The organism is Bacillus sp. GB_SG_008 (assembly GCF_052038115.1).
In the GTDB taxonomy this organism is placed as follows: domain Bacteria; phylum Bacillota; class Bacilli; order Bacillales; family Bacillaceae_G; genus Bacillus_A; species Bacillus_A rhizoplanae.
Map to the genome: position 1 here is coordinate 206,437 of NZ_JBPZSK010000003.1, position 19,788 is coordinate 226,224.

At 37.4% G+C, this 19,788-nt stretch carries 21 protein-coding genes; 1 reads left to right on the forward strand and 20 read right to left on the reverse strand.

Features of this window, described 5'->3' with window-relative positions:
- Nucleotides 1–357 precede the first annotated feature (357 nt).
- The 11 genes from dinG to ACTDJC_RS08845 all read right to left on the reverse strand — a co-directional run bounded on the left by dinG (nt 358) and on the right by ACTDJC_RS08845 (nt 11,341).
- The gene (gene dinG, locus ACTDJC_RS08795; RefSeq protein ID WP_440603178.1) at nt 358–3,147 is read right to left on the reverse strand and encodes an ATP-dependent DNA helicase DinG; all 2,790 of its coding nucleotides are present in this window, start codon (nt 3,145–3,147) and stop codon (nt 358–360) included.
- 160 nt (nt 3,148–3,307) lie between these two features.
- Entirely contained in the window at nt 3,308–3,691 is a 384-nt protein-coding gene (gene panD, locus ACTDJC_RS08800; protein WP_098309382.1) for an aspartate 1-decarboxylase, read from the reverse strand.
- 12 nt (nt 3,692–3,703) lie between these two features.
- On the reverse strand, nt 3,704–4,552 hold the full coding sequence (gene panC, locus ACTDJC_RS08805; RefSeq protein ID WP_098309383.1) for a pantoate--beta-alanine ligase: 849 nt from the start codon (nt 4,550–4,552) through the stop codon (nt 3,704–3,706).
- On the reverse strand, nt 4,552–5,388 hold the full coding sequence (gene panB / locus ACTDJC_RS08810; protein WP_098309384.1) for a 3-methyl-2-oxobutanoate hydroxymethyltransferase: 837 nt from the start codon (nt 5,386–5,388) through the stop codon (nt 4,552–4,554). Before panB ends, panC begins: the two co-directional genes overlap by 1 nt.
- A gap of 399 nt (nt 5,389–5,787) precedes the next feature.
- The gene (locus ACTDJC_RS08815) at nt 5,788–6,768 is read right to left on the reverse strand and encodes a biotin--[acetyl-CoA-carboxylase] ligase (protein WP_253629122.1); all 981 of its coding nucleotides are present in this window, start codon (nt 6,766–6,768) and stop codon (nt 5,788–5,790) included.
- On the reverse strand, nt 6,753–7,946 hold the full coding sequence (locus tag ACTDJC_RS08820) for a CCA tRNA nucleotidyltransferase (protein ID WP_440603179.1): 1,194 nt from the start codon (nt 7,944–7,946) through the stop codon (nt 6,753–6,755). Before ACTDJC_RS08820 ends, ACTDJC_RS08815 begins: the two co-directional genes overlap by 16 nt.
- Entirely contained in the window at nt 7,933–9,078 is a 1,146-nt protein-coding gene (gene bshA, locus ACTDJC_RS08825; RefSeq protein WP_440603180.1) for an N-acetyl-alpha-D-glucosaminyl L-malate synthase BshA, read from the reverse strand. Before bshA ends, ACTDJC_RS08820 begins: the two co-directional genes overlap by 14 nt.
- The gene (gene bshB1 / locus ACTDJC_RS08830) at nt 9,075–9,779 is read right to left on the reverse strand and encodes a bacillithiol biosynthesis deacetylase BshB1 (protein ID WP_098309389.1); all 705 of its coding nucleotides are present in this window, start codon (nt 9,777–9,779) and stop codon (nt 9,075–9,077) included. Before bshB1 ends, bshA begins: the two co-directional genes overlap by 4 nt.
- Before the next feature lie 10 nt (nt 9,780–9,789).
- Nucleotides 9,790–10,185 (reverse strand): methylglyoxal synthase, encoded by a 396-nt coding sequence (mgsA, locus tag ACTDJC_RS08835; RefSeq protein ID WP_098309390.1) that lies wholly within the window; start codon nt 10,183–10,185, stop codon nt 9,790–9,792.
- Nucleotides 10,186–10,199: 14 nt separating this feature from the next.
- Nucleotides 10,200–11,000, reverse strand: a complete 801-nt coding sequence (gene dapB / locus ACTDJC_RS08840; RefSeq protein ID WP_098309391.1) for a 4-hydroxy-tetrahydrodipicolinate reductase — start codon at nt 10,998–11,000, stop codon at nt 10,200–10,202.
- Nucleotides 10,997–11,341 carry a nucleotide pyrophosphohydrolase gene (locus tag ACTDJC_RS08845; protein WP_440603181.1) on the reverse strand — a complete coding sequence of 115 codons (345 nt, stop codon included), beginning with the start codon at nt 11,339–11,341 and terminating at the stop codon, nt 10,997–10,999. Before ACTDJC_RS08845 ends, dapB begins: the two co-directional genes overlap by 4 nt.
- Before the next feature lie 270 nt (nt 11,342–11,611).
- Here ACTDJC_RS08845 and ACTDJC_RS08850 point away from each other — a divergent pair, with 270 nt between their 5' ends.
- Complete coding sequence (locus ACTDJC_RS08850; RefSeq protein WP_440603182.1) at nt 11,612–12,493, forward strand: YitT family protein; 882 nt, start codon at nt 11,612–11,614, stop codon at nt 12,491–12,493.
- A gap of 187 nt (nt 12,494–12,680) precedes the next feature.
- On the opposite strand, the gene ACTDJC_RS08855 is transcribed toward ACTDJC_RS08850, so the two are convergent.
- The 9 genes from ACTDJC_RS08855 to ACTDJC_RS08895 form a co-directional block, all read right to left on the reverse strand.
- Nucleotides 12,681–13,313, reverse strand: a complete 633-nt coding sequence (locus ACTDJC_RS08855; protein ID WP_098309394.1) for a uracil-DNA glycosylase — start codon at nt 13,311–13,313, stop codon at nt 12,681–12,683.
- A 170-nt stretch (nt 13,314–13,483) separates the two neighbouring features.
- Complete coding sequence (locus ACTDJC_RS08860; protein WP_098309395.1) at nt 13,484–14,167, reverse strand: zinc metallopeptidase; 684 nt, start codon at nt 14,165–14,167, stop codon at nt 13,484–13,486.
- A gap of 121 nt (nt 14,168–14,288) precedes the next feature.
- Nucleotides 14,289–15,071 carry a sporulation protein YpjB gene (gene ypjB, locus ACTDJC_RS08865; protein ID WP_440603183.1) on the reverse strand — a complete coding sequence of 261 codons (783 nt, stop codon included), beginning with the start codon at nt 15,069–15,071 and terminating at the stop codon, nt 14,289–14,291.
- A 72-nt stretch (nt 15,072–15,143) separates the two neighbouring features.
- Complete coding sequence (locus tag ACTDJC_RS08870; RefSeq protein WP_176524615.1) at nt 15,144–15,761, reverse strand: DUF1405 domain-containing protein; 618 nt, start codon at nt 15,759–15,761, stop codon at nt 15,144–15,146.
- Nucleotides 15,762–16,012: 251 nt separating this feature from the next.
- Nucleotides 16,013–16,780, reverse strand: a complete 768-nt coding sequence (locus tag ACTDJC_RS08875) for a menaquinol-cytochrome c reductase cytochrome b/c subunit (RefSeq protein WP_098309398.1) — start codon at nt 16,778–16,780, stop codon at nt 16,013–16,015.
- Nucleotides 16,781–16,827: 47 nt separating this feature from the next.
- Nucleotides 16,828–17,502: a menaquinol-cytochrome c reductase cytochrome b subunit gene (gene qcrB, locus ACTDJC_RS08880; RefSeq protein ID WP_098309399.1), complete on the reverse strand. Its 675-nt coding sequence runs from the start codon at nt 17,500–17,502 to the stop codon at nt 16,828–16,830.
- Complete coding sequence (gene qcrA, locus ACTDJC_RS08885; RefSeq protein ID WP_098309400.1) at nt 17,503–18,015, reverse strand: menaquinol-cytochrome c reductase iron-sulfur subunit; 513 nt, start codon at nt 18,013–18,015, stop codon at nt 17,503–17,505. It abuts the gene before it with no gap.
- 141 nt (nt 18,016–18,156) lie between these two features.
- A complete protein-coding gene (locus ACTDJC_RS08890) occupies nt 18,157–18,615 on the reverse strand; it encodes a YpiF family protein (protein WP_098309401.1) in 459 nt (152 codons plus the stop codon).
- Between the two features lie 598 nt (nt 18,616–19,213).
- Nucleotides 19,214–19,750, reverse strand: a complete 537-nt coding sequence (locus tag ACTDJC_RS08895; protein ID WP_098309402.1) for a ReoY family proteolytic degradation factor — start codon at nt 19,748–19,750, stop codon at nt 19,214–19,216.
- Between the last annotated feature and the right edge of the window lie 38 nt (nt 19,751–19,788).

Genomic DNA, 19,788 nt, shown 5'->3' on the forward strand with positions numbered 1-19,788 from the left:
TCCTCCGTTACACAAAATTTCTAATCATAGAAGAACGCATTGCGGTTACAATAAGAGTACATTCTTTATAAACCCTGCTTCATCACCCATCTATTATAGCAGGACATGTTCTTCAAAAAAAGGTTTGAAGTCGAAAACCATCGTATTTCTATACTTAATGTAAGAAAAAATAAAATTTCCTCCTACCCACATGTAACGCCTGAAGCAAATTTGCTTTAGGCGTTAATTTTTATCATGCTATTCGCAAGCAGTAAGCCCCCTCAACATTCCAAGAAACCAAAGAAAATAGATGAAGAATAACTGCTAATCCATGAGTGAGGGATGGAGAATCCCTTCACTCATGGATAATTTTCCTTATTATTCCATTTTTTCCATTAAATCCTCTAACGGTCCTTCGTACAATGGAATGCTCGGGATAGATTGAACAAATCGTTTCCCATAAAAAGATGAGGTGAGACGACGATCTAACACAAATACTGTTCCTGTATCCGTCGTTGTACGAATAAGGCGTCCAAAACCTTGTTTAAAACGAAGGATTGCTTGTGGCAAAGCAATCTTTGTAAATGCATCTTCTCCTTTTTCTTTTAGCCGTTCCCTTTTCGCTTGCATCATTGGCTGATCTGGTGACGTGAACGGGAGACGAACAATTACAAGACAGCTTAACGCCTCTCCTGGTATGTCAATTCCTTCCCAAAAACTGCTTGTTCCTAATAAAATGGATTTTTCAAACTCCTGAAACTTTCGAATCATTCGGGTGCGGCTACGATTATGAACACTCTGTGTCAATAAAAGAAATTCTTCCAGCACCTCTTCTTTTTTCAATACTTCATATGTCTGCTTTAACATTTCGTATGATGTAAATAAAACAAGCATTCGACCATTTGTAGCTTTAGCAATTTTCATAATATGTTCAGACACTGCTCTTACATACTCTTCTTCACTTACATGTTTAATATGTGGAACATCTGTTGAAACCATTAATTTTACTTGCTCTTCATAATGAAATGGTGATGGAATTGTTAATGTATTCGGTGTAAAATCCACTAATCCAAGCTCTTCTTCTATATAATCAAACGTATCATTTACAGTTAAAGTGGCTGAAGTAAAAATAACGCTCCGTTTACGTGTTAAAAATTGATCTGCAAATAAATCGCTTATATCAACTGGCTGTGCATATAGGATAGTCGAATGAATTGTTCCTTTCGTTTCTGCTTCCATCCATGTCACATGACTCGTATTTTCTAAAATAAGTTTCCGTAAAGAATGGGTCATATTAGAAAGCACCTCTATAAGATGCACAAACTCCCCTGTAATCATATGCATTTCCCATTCATTTTGCTTTTGTAACATTTCACCTTGTTTTTCTAATAACGTAAGTAATATGCCTAGTTGATGCACAAAACGATCCGTTAATTCAACAATACTGCGCCAAAGTTTTCCTCTTTCTTTATTTGCATCATAACGATATATGAGCGGTATATTTCCAGGTACGTGTTCTTGCTTTGTTTTTTGAAATATAAATGTACGCAGCATTTGGAAGAGCTCATCTGCGTCAAATTTGATTTCTTTCAACGTACGACTAATCGTTTGAAACTCAGAACGAACAGCAATTTGCGACTGCTTCATCATATCGTACACTTTGGCTAACACATCAGATGTTTCTAGCGTACCAAAACGCGATAAAATAAGTTGAAAATACATACAAGAAAACTGCTCTCCTAACGCTCTACTTGCCGTTTCTTCCAGATGGTGTGCTTCATCAAAAATAATATGTTCACATGATGCAAGTAATGGTTCTTCACTTACGAAATCTTGAAATAATAATGTATGATTTGTGATTACAACATCAGCAAATAATGCTTTATTTTTTGCACGCTGATAAAAACAGCGGCTAAACCACGCATTTTTCATGCTATTTGAATTATGAACATCACTGCAAATACGCTCCCATAGTAGCTTTCCTCCGGCTGGAATATTTAACTCATCTCGATCTCCCGATTCTGTATCAAGAAGCCATACTAAAATTTTCGCTTTCGTTAATGCATCATCGTAATGATTGTCCACTTCACCCAGTGCCTGCTCAAATTTATGTAAACATAGATAATGTTTCCGGCCTTTTAACATCGCTACTTCAAACGGAAATGGAAGTATTTTTTTTAACATTGGGATTTCCTTCGCTAAAATTTGTTGCTGCAACTGTACAGTTTGTGTACTAATAACTACTGGCTGTTCTTTTTCTTTCGCATAAAAAATACTAGGAAGTAAATACGCTAGTGTTTTCCCCGTACCTGTTCCTGCTTCAATTAGCGAAAATCTGGAGTCCCTAAGCGCTTCATAAATCTCATTTATCATCATCTGCTGTCCTTCTCTTTTTTCAAAAGACGGCATTACTTCAGCTAAGCGCTGCATCGCTTCTGTTAAAAAAGAAGAAAAATCAGCAATATTCTCTTCACCTACTTGCAATGTATAATTGCGTTTGCAAAGAGCAATGTTTCGGTGTATATCATATTTTTTCTCGTCATCTGTTCCATGTATCACTTTATTCAAAATACATGCAGACATAATGTCACCAATGTTACTTTGGAACATATCGCTTAATTCATATAACGATTGCAATGTAACAAGTGGTAAACTTTCCACTTTAGAAAGTAATTGTAAAAATATCTCTGCTGTCACCATCGCATCACTATCAGCACGATGAGGCTGATCATGGTCAAAGCCATATCTTTTTGCTAAATCACGCAATTTATAACTATCAGCTGTCGGCAATAAAATATGTGCCAGTTCAACTGTATCAATTTTCGGACATGCTACTTCTGAGAATCCAGCTTGCCGTAATTCTTCTTTCAAAAAATTCCAATCAAAATGAACGTTATGCGCAACGAAGTACGCACCTTGTAATAGTTCAATAATCATCGGCGCTACATCTCGGAACAACGGGGCTTGTCTCACAAGTTTTTCATCAATTCCCGTCAATTCTGTAATAAATGGTGGAATGTCCCGTTCAGGATTTATAAAAGAAGAGAAAATTTCAAGAATTTCTCCATCCTCTACAACAACTGCTGCAATTTGAGTAATTTTATCTTTCCCGTCTTTCCAGGCATTCCCTGTCGTTTCTAAATCGACTAGGACATAACGCTTACTCATCTATGACACCTCAATTTCTTACCTTTCAAACAACAAAAATTTCTATAGTGTTACTATACCACGTTTTCACTCATCTTAATGGAAAGATACGAAAAATGAAATGATTTTGCTTTCGTACAAGAAAAGCTATCCCTTTCGCAGAGATAGCTTTTCTTATACATTATAAAATTGTGCCTGCTTTTTCCGCTCCAAGCATTTCCACAATTTGATTATTGTCATCTAAAACAGCAATTTTCGGAACATGCGTTAGTACTTTTTCTTCTGAAACTAGCCCGTAGCAAATGATAATGACTTTATCGCCCGGCTGAACGAGTCGAGCAGCTGCGCCGTTTAAACAGATTACCCCTGTGCCGCGTTCTCCTTTTATAACATATGTTTCTAAACGAGCACCGTTATTATTGTTTACAATTTGCACTTTCTCATTTTCAACAATACCAACTGCATCCATTAAATCCTCATCAATTGTAATACTTCCTACATAATTTAAATTTGCTTCCGTTACCGTACCTCGGTGTAACTTCGCTCTCATCATTGTGCGAAACATAGTTGCTCCTCCTTATTCAACCGTAAATGTAATATTATCAATTAATCGTGCATTTTCAAACTTTACAGCTATTGCAATAATCATACGCCCGCTTACTTTCTCAACCTCAGTTAAATTCGGATACGCATATAGATCAGCATAATCGACAACACCATGTGTGTTCGTTTCAATATATTCTTTAATAAAGTTCGTAATATTTTTTGGGTTACGCTCCCCTTTAGCAACTCGTTCTTTCGCCATGCATAAGCTTTTATATAAATGCGGTGCTTCTTGGCGTTCTCTCTCTGATAAATAAATGTTGCGAGAGCTACGTGCTAAGCCATCTTCTTCGCGTACAATCTCAACTGGCACAATTGTAACAGGAATATTATAATCATCCACAAATCCCTCAATAACTGCTACTTGCTGTGCATCTTTCATACCAAAATACGCACGATTTGGCATTGTAATATTGAAAAGCTTCATCAATACAGTTACAACTCCAGCAAAATGACCTGGTCGCTGCTTTCCGCACAAAACATCCGTACGCTTCACAACTTCAATATTCGTTGTTCGCTGCGCTGGATACATTTCTTCGACACTTGGATAAAATAAATAATCCACTTCTACTTCACGCGCTAAGCGCTCATCACGCTCGATATCACGCGGATAACGATCTAAATCTTCATTCGGACCAAATTGCAACGGATTTACAAATATACTTAACATAACAATATCATTTTCTTTTTTCGCTTGTCTCAGTAATGTTAAATGTCCTTCATGCAAATAGCCCATCGTTGGAACGAATCCAACTTTTTGCCCACTTGCACGAAGCTCACCCGCGATTTGCTGCATCTCTTGCACTGTCGTAATAATATGCATTATTGTTTTCCTCCGTATAACGCTAAGCATTCTTCTTCTTTCATCGTAAACGAATGTTCTTTCTCTGGAAATTGTCTTTCCTTTACTTCATGAACATATTGTCCAATCCCTCTTACTATCTCTTCTTGCACAGATGTGTACTGCTTCACAAATTTCGGAACGCGTTTTACACCATACGTAATAAGATCGTGATATACGAGAACTTGACCATCCGTTCCATTACCAGCGCCGATACCGATGGTTGGAATTGATAATTGTTTTGTTACAAGCTCCGCTAATTGCATCGGTACACACTCTAATACAAGCGCAATTGCTCCCGCTTCTTCGCATTTTTTAGCGTCTTCTAACAACTTCTTCGCGCTTTCTGCATCTTTTCCTTGCACTTTATAGCCACCTAGCACACCGACAGATTGCGGTGTTAATCCAAGATGGGCTACAACCGGAATGCCTGCATTCGTAAGGAAACGAATGATTGATACAACTTCATCTGCTCCTTCGACTTTTACTGCATGTGCACCGCTTTCTTGTACAATACGGCGTGCGTTATGCATTGTTTCTTGCAGTGAAACGTGATAAGACATAAATGGCATATCTGTTACAACAAATGTATTTTTCGCGCCGCGGCGCACTGCTTTCGTATGATGAATCATATCATCAACTGTTACTGGAATTGTTGAGTCATAGCCAAGCACAACCATGCCAAGCGAGTCACCAACTAAAATCATGTCAACTTCTGCTTCTTCAGCAAACTTTGCTGATGGATAGTCATATGCAGTTACCATCGCAATCGGCTCACTTTGTTCTTTCATTTTCAAAAAATCCGTTACAGTTTTCAAAAACTTCTCCTCCTTTACCTGGAGAGAGGAGATGGCCGGATGAAAAAACATATAAAAAACCCTTCTAACCACAAAAAGGCAGAAGGGTAGTATCATTCGGCAAAATTCATCCCTCTGTCCCAGTCCTATTTTGGATCAAGGCAGAATCCACATTTTTATTTTGATTTTCCTAAACAGCGGTGCAGTTCACATTGATACTGCCCATATTCGACCTTATTATAACAAATAGCAAAACATAATTGCTATACTTTTCTAAAAAAGAAAATCATTTTTCACATACAATAGCCCTTCGCTTCTTTTTAAGCAAAGGGCTATATATTGATGCTAATCTAATGAGCAATGATACTTCGTTTTTCATAAGCAGCAAAGAAAAGAAGTGCAAACTAGCTGCTAAACGTTTTACTTTACTTCAATATCAGCGGAATGAATATGATGTACGATGCCTTCATGATCTTCAAGTATAAGGACACCATCAGCCGTAATTCCTTTTGCAATTCCCGTAATTGTATTTGTCATCGTCCGCGCTGTAATTTCTTTTCCAATACTCACAGCGTAACTTTCCCACAGAAGCTTAATAACTGAAAAACCACGATCTAAATACTCTTTATATAGCTTTTCCATCTGTAAGAAGATTTGCTGCATAAGTTCAGCTCGTACTATAGTTTTTTCGGCTTCGAGTGCTAAGGAAGTAGCAATATGCTGGATATCTTCCGCAAAATGCTCTTGTTTTTGATTGACATTAATACCAATTCCAATAATAACAGCATTAATTTTATCAGGATCTGCCTGCATTTCTGTTAAAATGCCAACTACTTTCTTCCCATTAATTAAAATATCATTCGGCCATTTAATGCCAACGGAAAGACTTGTGCATTTTTCAATTGCCTGCGCTACGCTAACAGCAGCTAACAATGTTAATTGCGGTGCTTGATGAATCGGAACTGTTGGGCGTAAAATAATGCTCATCCAAATCCCTGTCCCTTTTGGTGAGTACCACTTTCTGCTTAATCGGCCACGACCTGCTGTTTGCTCCTCTGCAACAACAACGGTTCCTTCAGCCGCTCCTTCATAAGCAAGACGAGCTGCAATTTGCTGTGTAGATGTTACCGACTCTTCAAAGTATACCGTTCTGCCTAAAAACTCTGTTTGTAAACCAAGCTGAATTTCATTTGCCGTTACTTTGTCCGGTTTACTTGCAATGCGATAACCTAAGCGTCGTACAGCTTCTAGCTCATATCCTTCTTCCCTAAGGGATTCCATATGTTTCCATACAGCTGTTCTTGAGCATCCAAGCTTCTCGCTAATCGTTTGTCCTGATAGAAATTCACCATTAGCTTCAGAAAAGATTTGCAATAACTGTTTTCTTATAGCAGATTGCATCTATGCAGCCACTCCTTTATACACTCTTTCTCATTTTTTAATCTTCCGTATACGACTTCTTCTTCAATTTTTTGCAATGCATTAGCAACCCACGGTCCTGCCTGTTCCTTTGACCATGATAATAAATCGTTGCCACTGACTTGCAATTGCTGACGATTATGAATTGGTAAATCTTCATATACCTTTTCCATACTCTCAACATTCAAATTTGAATATGTATTCATGACGGCTTCGTATACACGCTCTGCCATAAGAGCAATATCTTTCCCTGCTTTATATAATAAAAATACATTCCACCCTTGTTTTTCTCGTGCTCTCACATATAATAAAACGGATACAATATCTTTTATTTTTTTATTCGAGAATTTCCATTGTCGTAAAAAAACAGATGGATGTTCTTCTCTAATGCAATATAAAAAGAACGCCCACGCCTCAGTGTCATTTTTGAAAAAGCTCCAATCATACTCTGCCGATTTTGAAATAAAATCTCCGCACATTTGTAAATAAGGTAAATGCTCATATAATTTCGTTTCTACTAACAGCTGAAGTGCTTTTGCGCAATATGTACCGACAAGTAATTTTTCAAATTCGACTGTAATTCTCTCAATTGCTATATGTTCAAGTAAATGTCCATACTTTATAATGGCTTGTTTTGTTCCTGCTTCTAATGTAAATCCAAGTGTACTAACAAAGCGAATACCGCGCATCATACGAAGAGCATCTTCTTGAAAACGATCTGCTGCATTTCCTACAGTTACAATTTCCTTTTTAGCAATGGCTTGTTGTCCGCCAAATAAATCAACTATTTCTCCGGTCTCCGTCATAGCAATTGCATTCATTGTAAAATCACGACGCTGCAAATCTTCGTCTAACGAACGAACAAATTGAACACTGCTCGGGCGACGAAAATCTTCGTAGTCTCCCTCTGTTCGAAATGTCGTTACTTCATATGGAACATCTTCTTGTACAACAATGACCGTACCGTGTTCAATTCCAACAGGCACGTGGCGCGGGAATAGACGCATTACATCTTCGGGCAAAGCTGATGTTGCAATATCGATATCACCAATTGGTCTTCCAATTATATAATCGCGCACGCTCCCACCTACAAAATACGCTTCAAAGCCATTTTGCGTTAACGTATTAATAATTGGAACCGCTCGTTTAAATCGTTTCATGTTTGTCATCCCTTAATATGTCATAATAAATTGCCTCATATTGTGAAACAATCTTTTCTGAGCCAAATTGTTCATACGCCACTTGCATGGAACGTTTGGCCATTTTAGCATGTAATGTATCATCTTGAAGAAGCTGTATTGCTTGCTGCGCAGCTCCCTCTACATCTCCTAATTCACATATATATCCCGTTTCTCCATGTTGAATAACTTCAGGAATACCACCAATACGCGTACCGATACAAGGGACACCGCACGCCATTGCTTCAAGCAATACAAGTCCAAAGCTTTCTTTCTCTGATAGCAGCAGCATTACATCACTCATCGCCAGAAGCTCAGCTACATTATCTTGTTTTCCTAAAAATAGGACACGATCTTCAATTCCTAAATTTTTCACGAGCTGCACAATCGTACAAAATTCAGGACCATCACCAACAAGCAATAGTTTTACTTTTGCTTGTTTTACAATGAGAGCGAATGATTGTACCACATCCTGAACACGCTTTACTTTTCGAAAGTTCGAAATATGAATTAATACTTTTTCTTCTTTTTGTATGCCATATTCTTTTCTTAACTGGGACATATCTCTTTGAAAGTACACACGTTCATCAATAAAATTATAAACCGTTTTAATTTCTTTTTGCGTGTTTACTAATTCATATGTTTCTTCAATAAGTGAATGGGATACAGCCGTCACAACATCTGATTGTTCAATTCCAAACCGAATTAGATTATTTAAGGAAGGATCCGACCCTAATACAGTAATGTCTGTTCCATGTAATGTTGTTACAATTTTAATGTTTTCTCCAATCATTTGCTTTGCCAAATATGCGCAAATCGCATGCGGAATTGCATAATGTACATGCAATACATCTAACTTTTCTCTATGCGCTACTTCTGCCATTTTACTTGCTAATGCCAAGTCATACGGCGGGTATTGAAAAACAGAGTATTGATTAACTGTTACTTCATGAAAATAAATATTTGGATATACTTTATTTAAACGAAATGGCAATCCTGATGTAATAAAATGAATTTCATGTCCTCGCTCTGCTAACAACTTTCCTAATTCCGTTCCAACCACTCCAGAACCACCAACAGAAGGATAACAAGTAATCCCTATTTTTAATTTCATTTTACTCCTCCTATTAAATCTTCATCTAATAGAAGTGGCCTTTTGCTCATAAACCCTTCTGCATATGTCACGCCAACTTCTTTTCCAAACATTTTTTCACGCGCTACAACCGTTTCTACATACCCTTCTGTCAACGGGGTTTTTACACCGTTTGTTCCTTTTGTAAATTGACTTTCATATGCTTCTAGCGCAGCAATCTTATCAGAAATATATGAGCTAATATCAATACAAAAATCCGGTTTATGAAAGCCATTAATCATGTAAAAATAGAGTGATTGAACGCGATGCGGCGGAAGATCCGGCATATATTTACGAATTCCCGCTGAAAAGATCGCTTCTTCTACAAGTTTTGCACAGTTTGCATGATCTGGATGACGATCTTCATAAAATGGTACGAAGACAAGCTTCGGTTTATATGTACGGATAATTTTCACAATCTCTTGAATATACTCTTCTTTCATATACAGGCCGCGGTCTGGCATCGCTAGATTCATACGCTTCTGTACACCAAGTCTGCTAGCTGCTTCTAACGCTTCCTGTTTTCTCAGTTCTACCGTTCCATTAGAAGAAAGATCCGCCTCTGTTAAATCACAAATTCCAACTTCATACCCTTGTTTTGTATATTTCACGATCGTACCCGCCATACCGATTTCCACGTCATCGGCATGGGCACCAAAAGCTAATATATGTAATCCTTTCATGTCGTTCCCCTCATTTTCGTAGCTTTCGATAATCTAAATCGCCCCGCTCTACTGCATGCATTAAAAGCTCTGCACTTGCCATATTGGTTGCAAGTGGAATTGAGTATACATCACATAAGCGAAGAAGCGCATTCACATCCGGTTCATGTGGCTGCGATGTCAATGGATCACGGAAGAAGATCACCATATCCAAGTCATTTTTTGCAATCATTGCACCAATTTCTTGATCGCCCCCAAGCGGACCAGATTGATATCTTGTCACAGACATACCTGTCGCCTCCATAATTCGAAGACCTGTTGTTCCTGTTGCAAATAACATATGTTTTTCTAAAATAGGTTGGTATGCATACGCAAACGAGACCATATCATTTTTCTTTTTATCATGGGCAATTAAGGCAATCTTCATCTTTATTTTCCCCTTTAGTCAATAATATTTTCTAAACCATATACGAGATGATCTAATTGCATTACTGTTTCAATAGAAAGTTTTACTCCTGACATAAATGATGCACGGTTAAAAGAATCGTGACGAATCGTTAACATTTGTCCATCCCCGCCAAACAGTACTTCCTGGTGTGCAATCAATCCTGGTAACCGTACGCTATGAATATGAATACCATCAACATTTGCCCCGCGTGCACCTTCTAGTTGTTCTGTTTCATTTGGATGCCCTTGTTGTTTCGGTTCACGATTTTGGCGAATTAAATCTACTGTTTTCACAGCTGTACCAGACGGAGCATCTAATTTTTGATCATGATGCAATTCAATTATTTCAACATCTTGGAAATATTTCGCTGCCATTTGAGAGAACTTCATCATTAAAATAGCTCCAACTGCAAAGTTTGGTGCAATAATTGTACCAACTTGTTTCTCTTTTGTTGTTTCTATCAATTTTTGCAGCTCTTCTTCTGTAAAGCCTGTTGTTCCGATAACAGAACGGATACCTCGCTCTACCGCAAGTGTTACGTGTTTCTTTCCGATTTCTGGTGTTGTTAAATCAAGCAAAACATCTGCTTCCACTTCATCTAAACAAGTATGTAAATCCGTATAAATCGGAGCATCTATATTAGGTAATCCAGCAATGTCAGAAATTTTCTTGCCACCGTGTTTGTAATCAATAGCAGCAACTAAATTGAAATGTGGTGTTCTCTCCATAAGAAGTACTGCTTCTTGCCCCATGCGTCCTCGTGGCCCTGCAATAATTACTTTAATCTCATTCATTCCTTCTTCTCTCCCTCTTCAATACGTGTCCAGCGATCTTTATCACGTGTATTAAATTTTTCCATAACTATATTATGAGCTGTTTCTAAATCAATGTTTAAGCTATTTGCCATACAGATCATAACAAATAATACATCACCAAGCTCTTCTTCAATTGTCCGTTCTTTTTCGGTGCTTTTCTTTGGCTTTTCACCATAATAATGATTAATTTCCCTCGCAAGCTCTCCCATCTCTTCTGTTAAACGAACTAGCATAGCAAGTGGACTAAAATATCCTTCTTTAAATTGACTAATATATGCATCTACTTCCTTTTGCATATCTTTCATTGTTTTTTGTTCCATGTTATTCACCTCAAATCCTTCATTTATCATGTTAGCCAATTCATGACGATTTGACAAATATTATCGCATGTTATCGCTTATTTGCCACGTTTTTAAGACTACACTATGAAAACTCCCGTTCCACTTCGGATCTTGAAGTGGTAGTTTCCCATGTGTCACCTTTACTAGATGCTTAACACGCGTGAAGTTTTCTTGCCAATTTTTCAATAAATTACGTATACTATCCTTAAGACCAAGATAAGGTGATGACTACATACTAGGGGGATTTGCATGAAATTAAACTTAAAAATCCAAAATATTCTTTTTATTCTAATTGGTTCTGCTATTTTCTCATTTGGCATCGTTAACTTTAATATTGAAAATCATTTAGCAGAAGGTGGTTTTACTGGAATTACACTGCTTCTTTATTCCCTATTTTTACTAGATCCGTCTTATACAAACTTAATTTTAAATATACCAATCTTTTTTATAGGTTGGAAAATGCTCGGTCGTACGACATTTTTGTATACATTAATAGGGACATTTAGTGTTTCGTTATTTCTCTGGATTTTTCAGCGTTATGATATATTTAATTTACATTTAAACTTACAAAATGATATGATGTTAGCCGCTTTGTTTGCTGGCTTATTTATTGGTGTTGGGTTAGGAATTATTTTCAAGTATGGCGGCACAACAGGTGGAGTCGATATTATTGCACGGCTAGCTCATAAATATATCGGCTGGAGTATGGGGAAAACTATGTTTATGTTTGATGCCGTTGTCATTACCTTATCAATTCTTACATATTTAACATACCAACAAGGAATGTATACATTAGTTGCCGTGTTTATCGGAGCAAAGGTTATTGATTTTATGCAAGAAGGTGCATACGCTGCCAAAGGAGCAACAATTATATCTGAGAAAAATGATGAAATTGCTGCACAAATTTTATCAGAAATGGATCGCGGAGCAACTTTCTTAAAAGGAATGGGTACATACACAAAAATTGAACGAAATGTTTTATATTGCGTTGTTGCTAAAAATGAAATTGTAAAACTTAAAAGTATTATCACATCTGTTGATCCACACGCTTTCGTTGCTGTAAGTGATGTGCATGATGTTGTTGGCGAAGGGTTTACGCTTGATGAAAATAAGAATCCGTTACACAATTAACTATACATGTTCTTAAAAACAACTTAAAAACCCCTTTCTTTTTAGGGGAGGACGAGAGTCTCTGGCCGTGCATAGAAGCGGTCAGGGCTTTTTTTTGCCACATACGAGGTTTTAAAACAAAGAGAGAAAGCGAGTGCAGGTCCTGTTGTATTCTGCATAGCAGCGACTTAGATGTCGAAACATTAAACTAAATATACTCCCTCAACTTTTCTAAATCCTCATGAATCAAATCCAATAAACTGCGATTATAAAAAATTGAAGCAGGATGAAATGTCGGAAAAATTGTATAGGCTTTCTCTGTCCAAGTATACGTTGCGTCATTAAAATCTGCTAGTCGCCGAACAGGTTGCGTAAACACTTGACCGTGTATCTCTGACACTTTTTTGTCTGAACCAACTAAACGTTTGAGCGCAATATTTCCTAGTGTAACAATAATAGGTGCATGAATATGCTCAATTTCATAATCCAAAATTGGAGCGTGGGCAAGTATTTCCTGCTGATTCGGCGTACGATTATATTTACGCTTCACTATTTCTCCGCTTCGCTCTCGTTTCTCCCCCCATTTATATGGACGACTACGTACTGCACTAGTAATGTATACTTCTTCTCTTGTCACACCAACCCTCTTTAGAAAATCCATGAGCTGATTACCAGCTCTTCCGCTAAAAGGTATCCCATTATGAATTTCTGTTTCGCCCGGTGCTTCTCCTACAAGCATCATCTTGGGATTTTGTGGTCCTTGTCCATATACAAAACCTTCAACAGGATAGGGGGCCATTCTCTCTTTCGCTTGCTTCACTAATAACTCTGGAAATTCCATGTTTATCACCTCTGCTTGTTACACTTTTATCCAGCTATTCTTGGGGTAAACAGCTAACTCTTCATTTATTCTTACACAAACTTCTCAAATTACATACGTTTATTAATGAAAGACATAACAGAAACTTCGATAATTATGACAACAAAAAAGACTATCAAAACTGATAGTCTTTAATCATCATTACGCTGCATACCTGTATAAATTAATAAAAGACGAAGCAGTTCAAATACTGCAACTGCCGCTGCTGCGACATACGTAAGAGCTGCTGCATTTAATACTTTACGAGCTTGGCCATATTCGTCCGTTGATACAATGCTAAGCGCTTCAATTTGCTTCATTGCACGTTTTGATGCATCAAATTCAACTGGCAATGTAATAAGTTGGAATAACACACCCGCTGCCATTAGGATAATTCCTAATAACAATAAATTTGACATACGTGCAAACATACCGATCATAATGAAAATCCACGACATATTTGAACCAAAATTTGCAACAGGAACAAGCGAATGACGGAAACGCATAAAGCTATAATCTTTTGCATCTTGAATCGCATGCCCAACTTCATGTGCAGCTACCGCTGTCCCAGCAACAGAATGTCCATAATAATTGTCTGTTGATAAACGAACTGTTTTCGATCTTGGATCGTAGTGGTCAGATAAATGCCCTGGCGTTTCTTCTACCGCTACATTGTACAAACCATTCTCATCTAAAATTCTACGAGCCACTTCCGCACCTGTCATACCAGAAGTTGAATACACTTGTGAGTATTTACTATATGCGCTGCGTACTCGAGACTGTGCATACAACGGTATGATCATGATGATAGCAAAGTAAATTAAGTAAAAACCCATCATGAACCTCCAATAAAGTTATGTCATATAGTAATACCCATTCTATTTTCTTCCCGTAACATTGTCAACAAAGAAACCTTACAACAGAGGTTCAATATTTCACTTTGTTTGAAAAACAATCTTATCTATTCTTCGAATGCATTGCACTTTTTTGTTTTTCTTTTTCCCCTTTATATTTTCTCCAACCAACATACGTTAATGTAAAAATGATAATACCTCCTGTTACAGTCATAAACCATATAAGCGAAGAATCTACCTCGTCCTTTTTCGCCATGCGAAAAATTTTATTTAAATCATCTTTTATAATTCCCACTTGTGTTTGACCACTCTTATTTTGGATCATCATATAACGAAATTCATCTAAATATGACAAATGAGAATTCACACGTTGCAATTGTTTTTCCGGCAAGGCAATCATTAAACTGGGATAAATAATATCAAATTCATGCAAAAATACATTTAACGATTGTTGAAAACGATCATGTTCTCCTTTTTGCATTGCGTTTTCGATTTGTCCAAATGCACTCATTATATTTTCTTCCCGCTCCATCCAAAGCGGCTGATATTTCGATACTTCTGCATCTAACACGAGACGAAGTGCTAGCACATTATCTATCTTTATTTGTTTACTTATTTCTTGTCCTTCTAAAGATTTCAATGCTTTCTCATAAGCAAGCGAAATAACACGAATATGCTCAGGTTCTATTTTCTTTGTTTGATTGACCGTTAAAAACTGCTGTGAAAAATGCGTCAATATTTGCGTCGCTTTGTCGTATTCTTCTTGCTTTACAAACTGCAACGAGTCATCTAATAATCCATTTAGTTCATTCCAATTAGCTGCATATATACGAACAGGAAACAATATAAACATAAACGCTATGATTCCAGCTAATACTCTTTTCATTCTTGTCCCCCCTATAGCTTCTAATACAAAATATGTAGAGTGGGACAAGAATAGAACAGAGAGATTCATTTACTACAGTGAAAACTGAAGACGACGCTCCCGCATGCAAAGGTAGTATGTAATTCCTAAAGCTATTATACTGAGCCAAAATGTGAAATAACCAATTGGTTGATAGTACTTATCTAACACACCATACTGCGGCATTTGTCTAAATACATAATCAATGATGTCATTATGCAGCGTCCAAATAGCTGCAACTACAAAATGCCAACGCTTTATGCGGTAAAACGGAGCATACAGTAAACCTTGGATAGCCATTGCACCATGAGACACAATCAGCATATATCCTGACCACCCAATATCTCCTTGTACAATAAGCAACAATATGTTCATTCCAACAGCCCATACACCGTATTTAAATAAAGTTACAATTGCCAGAGCCTCCATCAATCCCCAGTTTTTCCTTTGAAGAAAAGCGATTAATACAAATACAAAAAACAAACTAGCTGTTGGACTATCTGGAACAAATGGCAAAAATATAAGAGGCGTTTCAATTAACTGATATTGATACCATATGTATCCATATATCGTTCCAAAAATGTTTACAATGAGTAAAAGCCATAAAAAGGTGCGTTCTCTCAATATCGAATATAAAAATGTCACGTTTTGATCCCTCAACTTTCTTAACATACAGTTATATTATAGCAAATTTCCCTATATACAGTGCAATTTCTATAGGTGGATATCTTACAGTCTATGAATAGCAGGATACATCAGTGGCATCCCTCACTGATGGTTAGTTTAACCAATCGGGCGCATGCCAGCAGTTATCCCCCTCATATCTTCCTCGCTTCTCTCTCAATCTTGAGGTGGGGGTCTTACTTCACGTTAATGCGGGATAAACTAGAAAAACTGACTGCAAAATTGCAGTCAGCATTCGTTTACTTTTTATTATATTTCTCGATAAATTCTGTTACTTTCTTCAACTCTTCATCTGTGCCTTTAAAGACACCTTTTGGCATTGCACCTTTTCCCTCTTTTGCGATTTTCGCAATTTCCTCCGGCTTTAATGTCAAGTTTTGCAGTGCAGGTGCAGCTGCTCCCCCTTGTAAGTTATCACCGTGACATGTTAAACATGTATTTTTTTGCATAATTTTATAACCGTCATCATTTTTATCAACTTGTACCGTTTTTACAATCGCACCTTGTCTTTTCGCAGCTGCCCAGTCATGTGTTGCAACAGATTGCCACGTTAAGAAAACGATGGATGCTAATGCTAAAAGCATAAAACCTGTTGCGGCCGGGCGTTTAAATGGACCGCGTTCTGGTCCTCGATCAAGAAACGGAGCAAGTAATAACGCGCCAAATGCGATACCTGGCATAATAAATGCTCCTATGACAGTATATGGACCAGATGCATAAGAATACTTTAACAATTGATACAGAAATAAGAAGTACCAGTCTGGAAGTGGGATATACCCTGTATCTGTAGGATCTGCAATTCTTTCAAGTGGTGATGGATGTGCCACTGTCAAACAAAGATAGCCAATTAAAAAGACTGCACCAACCATCCACTCTTTTAATAAAAAGTTTGGCCAAAATGCTTCTGTTTTCCCTGGATATTCGGAGTAATCTTTCGGAATATTCGGTTTTCTAACAGCAGGTACTCGCGAATCTCCGACAAACTTCATCCCTTTGCCACGATGCATAATCTCCCTCCTTTAATTATGTTCTTCCCTTATAATCTAGTAACATCTTATAGCGGACCGGAAATACCTTGTTTGCGAATCATGATGAAGTGAACTGCCATTAATCCGAGAAGTGCGGCTGGCAAGAAGAATACGTGAATAGCAAAGAAGCGAGTTAGTGTTTGGGCACCGACAATTTCGGAGTGGCCGGCAAGCAACGTTTTTAAATAAGATCCAATAAGCGGTGTTTGCTCCGCGATTTGAAGCCCTACTTTTGTTGCAAATAATGCTTTCATATCCCATGGTAATAAATATCCTGTAAAACCTAATCCTAGCATAACAAAGAAAATAAGTACTCCAACAATCCAGTTTAATTCACGAGGCTTTTTATAAGCACCTTGGAAGAAAACTCGAAGTGTATGTAAAAACATCATAACGATAACAAGACTTGCACCCCAGTGATGCATACCGCGAACAATTTGTCCATATGCCACTTCATTTTGTAAGTAATAGACAGATTCCCACGCATTTTTAATATCTGGTACATAGTACATTGTTAAAAACATACCTGACAAAATTTGAATAACTGTAACAAAAAACGTAAGTCCTCCAAAACAGTACACGAAAGCTGAAAAGTGATGCGCTGGATTTACATGTTCCGGTACTTCATGATCGGCAATATCGCGCCATAAAGGGGTAATATCTAACCGTTCATCTACCCAATCGTAAATTTTATTTAACATCTATTTCGCACCCCCTCTTGGCTTCGCTTTACCTAAATAAAGCGTTCCATCTTTCACCTGTGATTGAAACACATCAAGCGGAGCAAGAGGCGGTGTTCCTTTTACATTTATACCATCTTTTGTATAACGTCCTCCATGGCACGGACAATAGAATTGATTTGGATGTGACTTGTCCGAATTCCAGTTCACCGTACACCCTAAATGTTTACAAATTGGAGAGAATGCTACAATGTCTCCGCTTTCATCTTTGTGAACCCACGCTGACTTTGGTTCTTCTGATTTATACCAGCCGTCAACTTGTTTTACTTTAAAGTCGAAACGCTTCGGTTCAGTCGTAATATCCTTTACCTGTGCAACTGCAACCATCTCTCCCCCTGCTTCTTTCCTTAAAACTGGATCAAGCGCAAAGCGCGTCATTGGCATTAGAATACCAGCTGCCATAAATCCCCCTACACCTGTAAGAGTGTAGTTTAAAAACTGTCTTCTTGACACCTTGTGTTCTTTCTCACTCACGAAAATTTCCCCCCTCTATCAGAAATTGTCCCCCGTGAAAAACTAATATATAAGATAAAAAACTAGGACACTATCATGATATAATACCCTACTACATTGGTCAATATCATACTAATCACAATTATTAAAACTATCAATTTATTATTTATTTTCCCACTTTTCAGTTAATTTTTCCATAACATTTTTTATTTGCGCTTGAATTATTTCTCTTTTCGCTTGATCACTAAGCTGTTCTAGCGGTAGTGCTGGTAAACAAAATAGTTTTTCTGTCAATTCATGTTCACTTTCCTTCCAAGAAAAATCACTTGTGATCAACGCAATATGCCGCAAACCTTGTTCTTTCAAATAGTTCGTCCATTCTTGCAGACGATGCTTCTCACTTACATATGCCCCTTCTACATATGTAAATGGGGGTAATAAAAATACTCTACCTTTATACTCCCTCTCTAACTCTCTTGTTAAAGCAGAAATAAATTCTCCTTCTACAGCAGCCTCTTTCATCCCCTTTTCAAGCGAAATTGAAAGAAGTGGTATAATTCCTGTATCAATATATTCTCTAGCTTGTTCGTATTGCAATACATCTGCTACAGCCCATTTCACACTTAATAGCCCCCTTTTCCCCTTATTCCCACTCTAATGGACAGTATGACCTTCCCCCCCATACTACTTACCCATAAGAGCTTAATTAATTTAAATTATTTCTGAAAGAAGTCTCCATCTTCAAGCGCGTGAAGGGCAATAGCCCAGCGGTAAGATGGGGATGAAATCCGGTTAGGCACAGCCTAAAGTAACTCTTGGCAAATACACGCATGTTTTGCCCATCCATATAAGGATGTAGTTTCCCTTCGCCAATGTTTGTAGGTGTTGGCAGCTTCTTACGAAAGAGGGCCCTACCTTCCCAATCAGAACTGTTACAGAGCCACCATAGAGCCAAGAACTAGGGAATCATTCTTGGGTATGCAGCCTATGAACGGAGTCCACATAGGACTAAGGCTAGACAACCAAAGCTTTTTACAAGCCCTCACTTCAAAACGCATTAACATTTAAGTGGTCGGTAGTTGACCCAATCATAAAGAAAGTTTCACTCTATTTCTATTAAACCATACAGATAAAGGTAAAAAAAGAAAAACCATCTATAAAAGATGGTTTTTCTTCGTAATAGTCTAAAAATTTTCATAATTACTTTTCACAGATAAGTTTATAAGCATTTTAACTCGTCTGTTAACTTGCGGAACGTTTCTTCATCATGAGTATCAAGCGCTTCGTCAATTAATTTCAAAAGTCGTTCTTTTCGAAACGAATATACGCTTTCTTCTAAAAATCGCTCTGCTAATAAACGATCTTTTTCATTTACTTCGATATTCTTCGGTAAATATGGATTTTCTTCTAGCACTGCCACATAATTCGCATTTTGGAAAGATGATTTAAAATTGAGCTGAATATAAATATCTTCATCTCTGTTTAAGCGAATATCATGAAATGATTTTTCCGCATCAGTCGTCATTACATTTTGTTTATAAAAATGAAACGGTAAATCTTTCACGCAATTCGCTGACATTACCAACCCACGCGGACAATATTTCGCATGCTCTACAAAATGCACCTTATCCATTAATTGGTCATGACTCATTAAATAATTTAAAATCCAAACACATTCTCGCTGTTTCAGTTGATAATTATTTAAAAACCATTTTACAAAATCTTTCTTTTCATTCACAGAAACAGGGGTATTCATAGCGCTTGATCCCTCCTCTGTCCTTCTTTTTTCTTTTT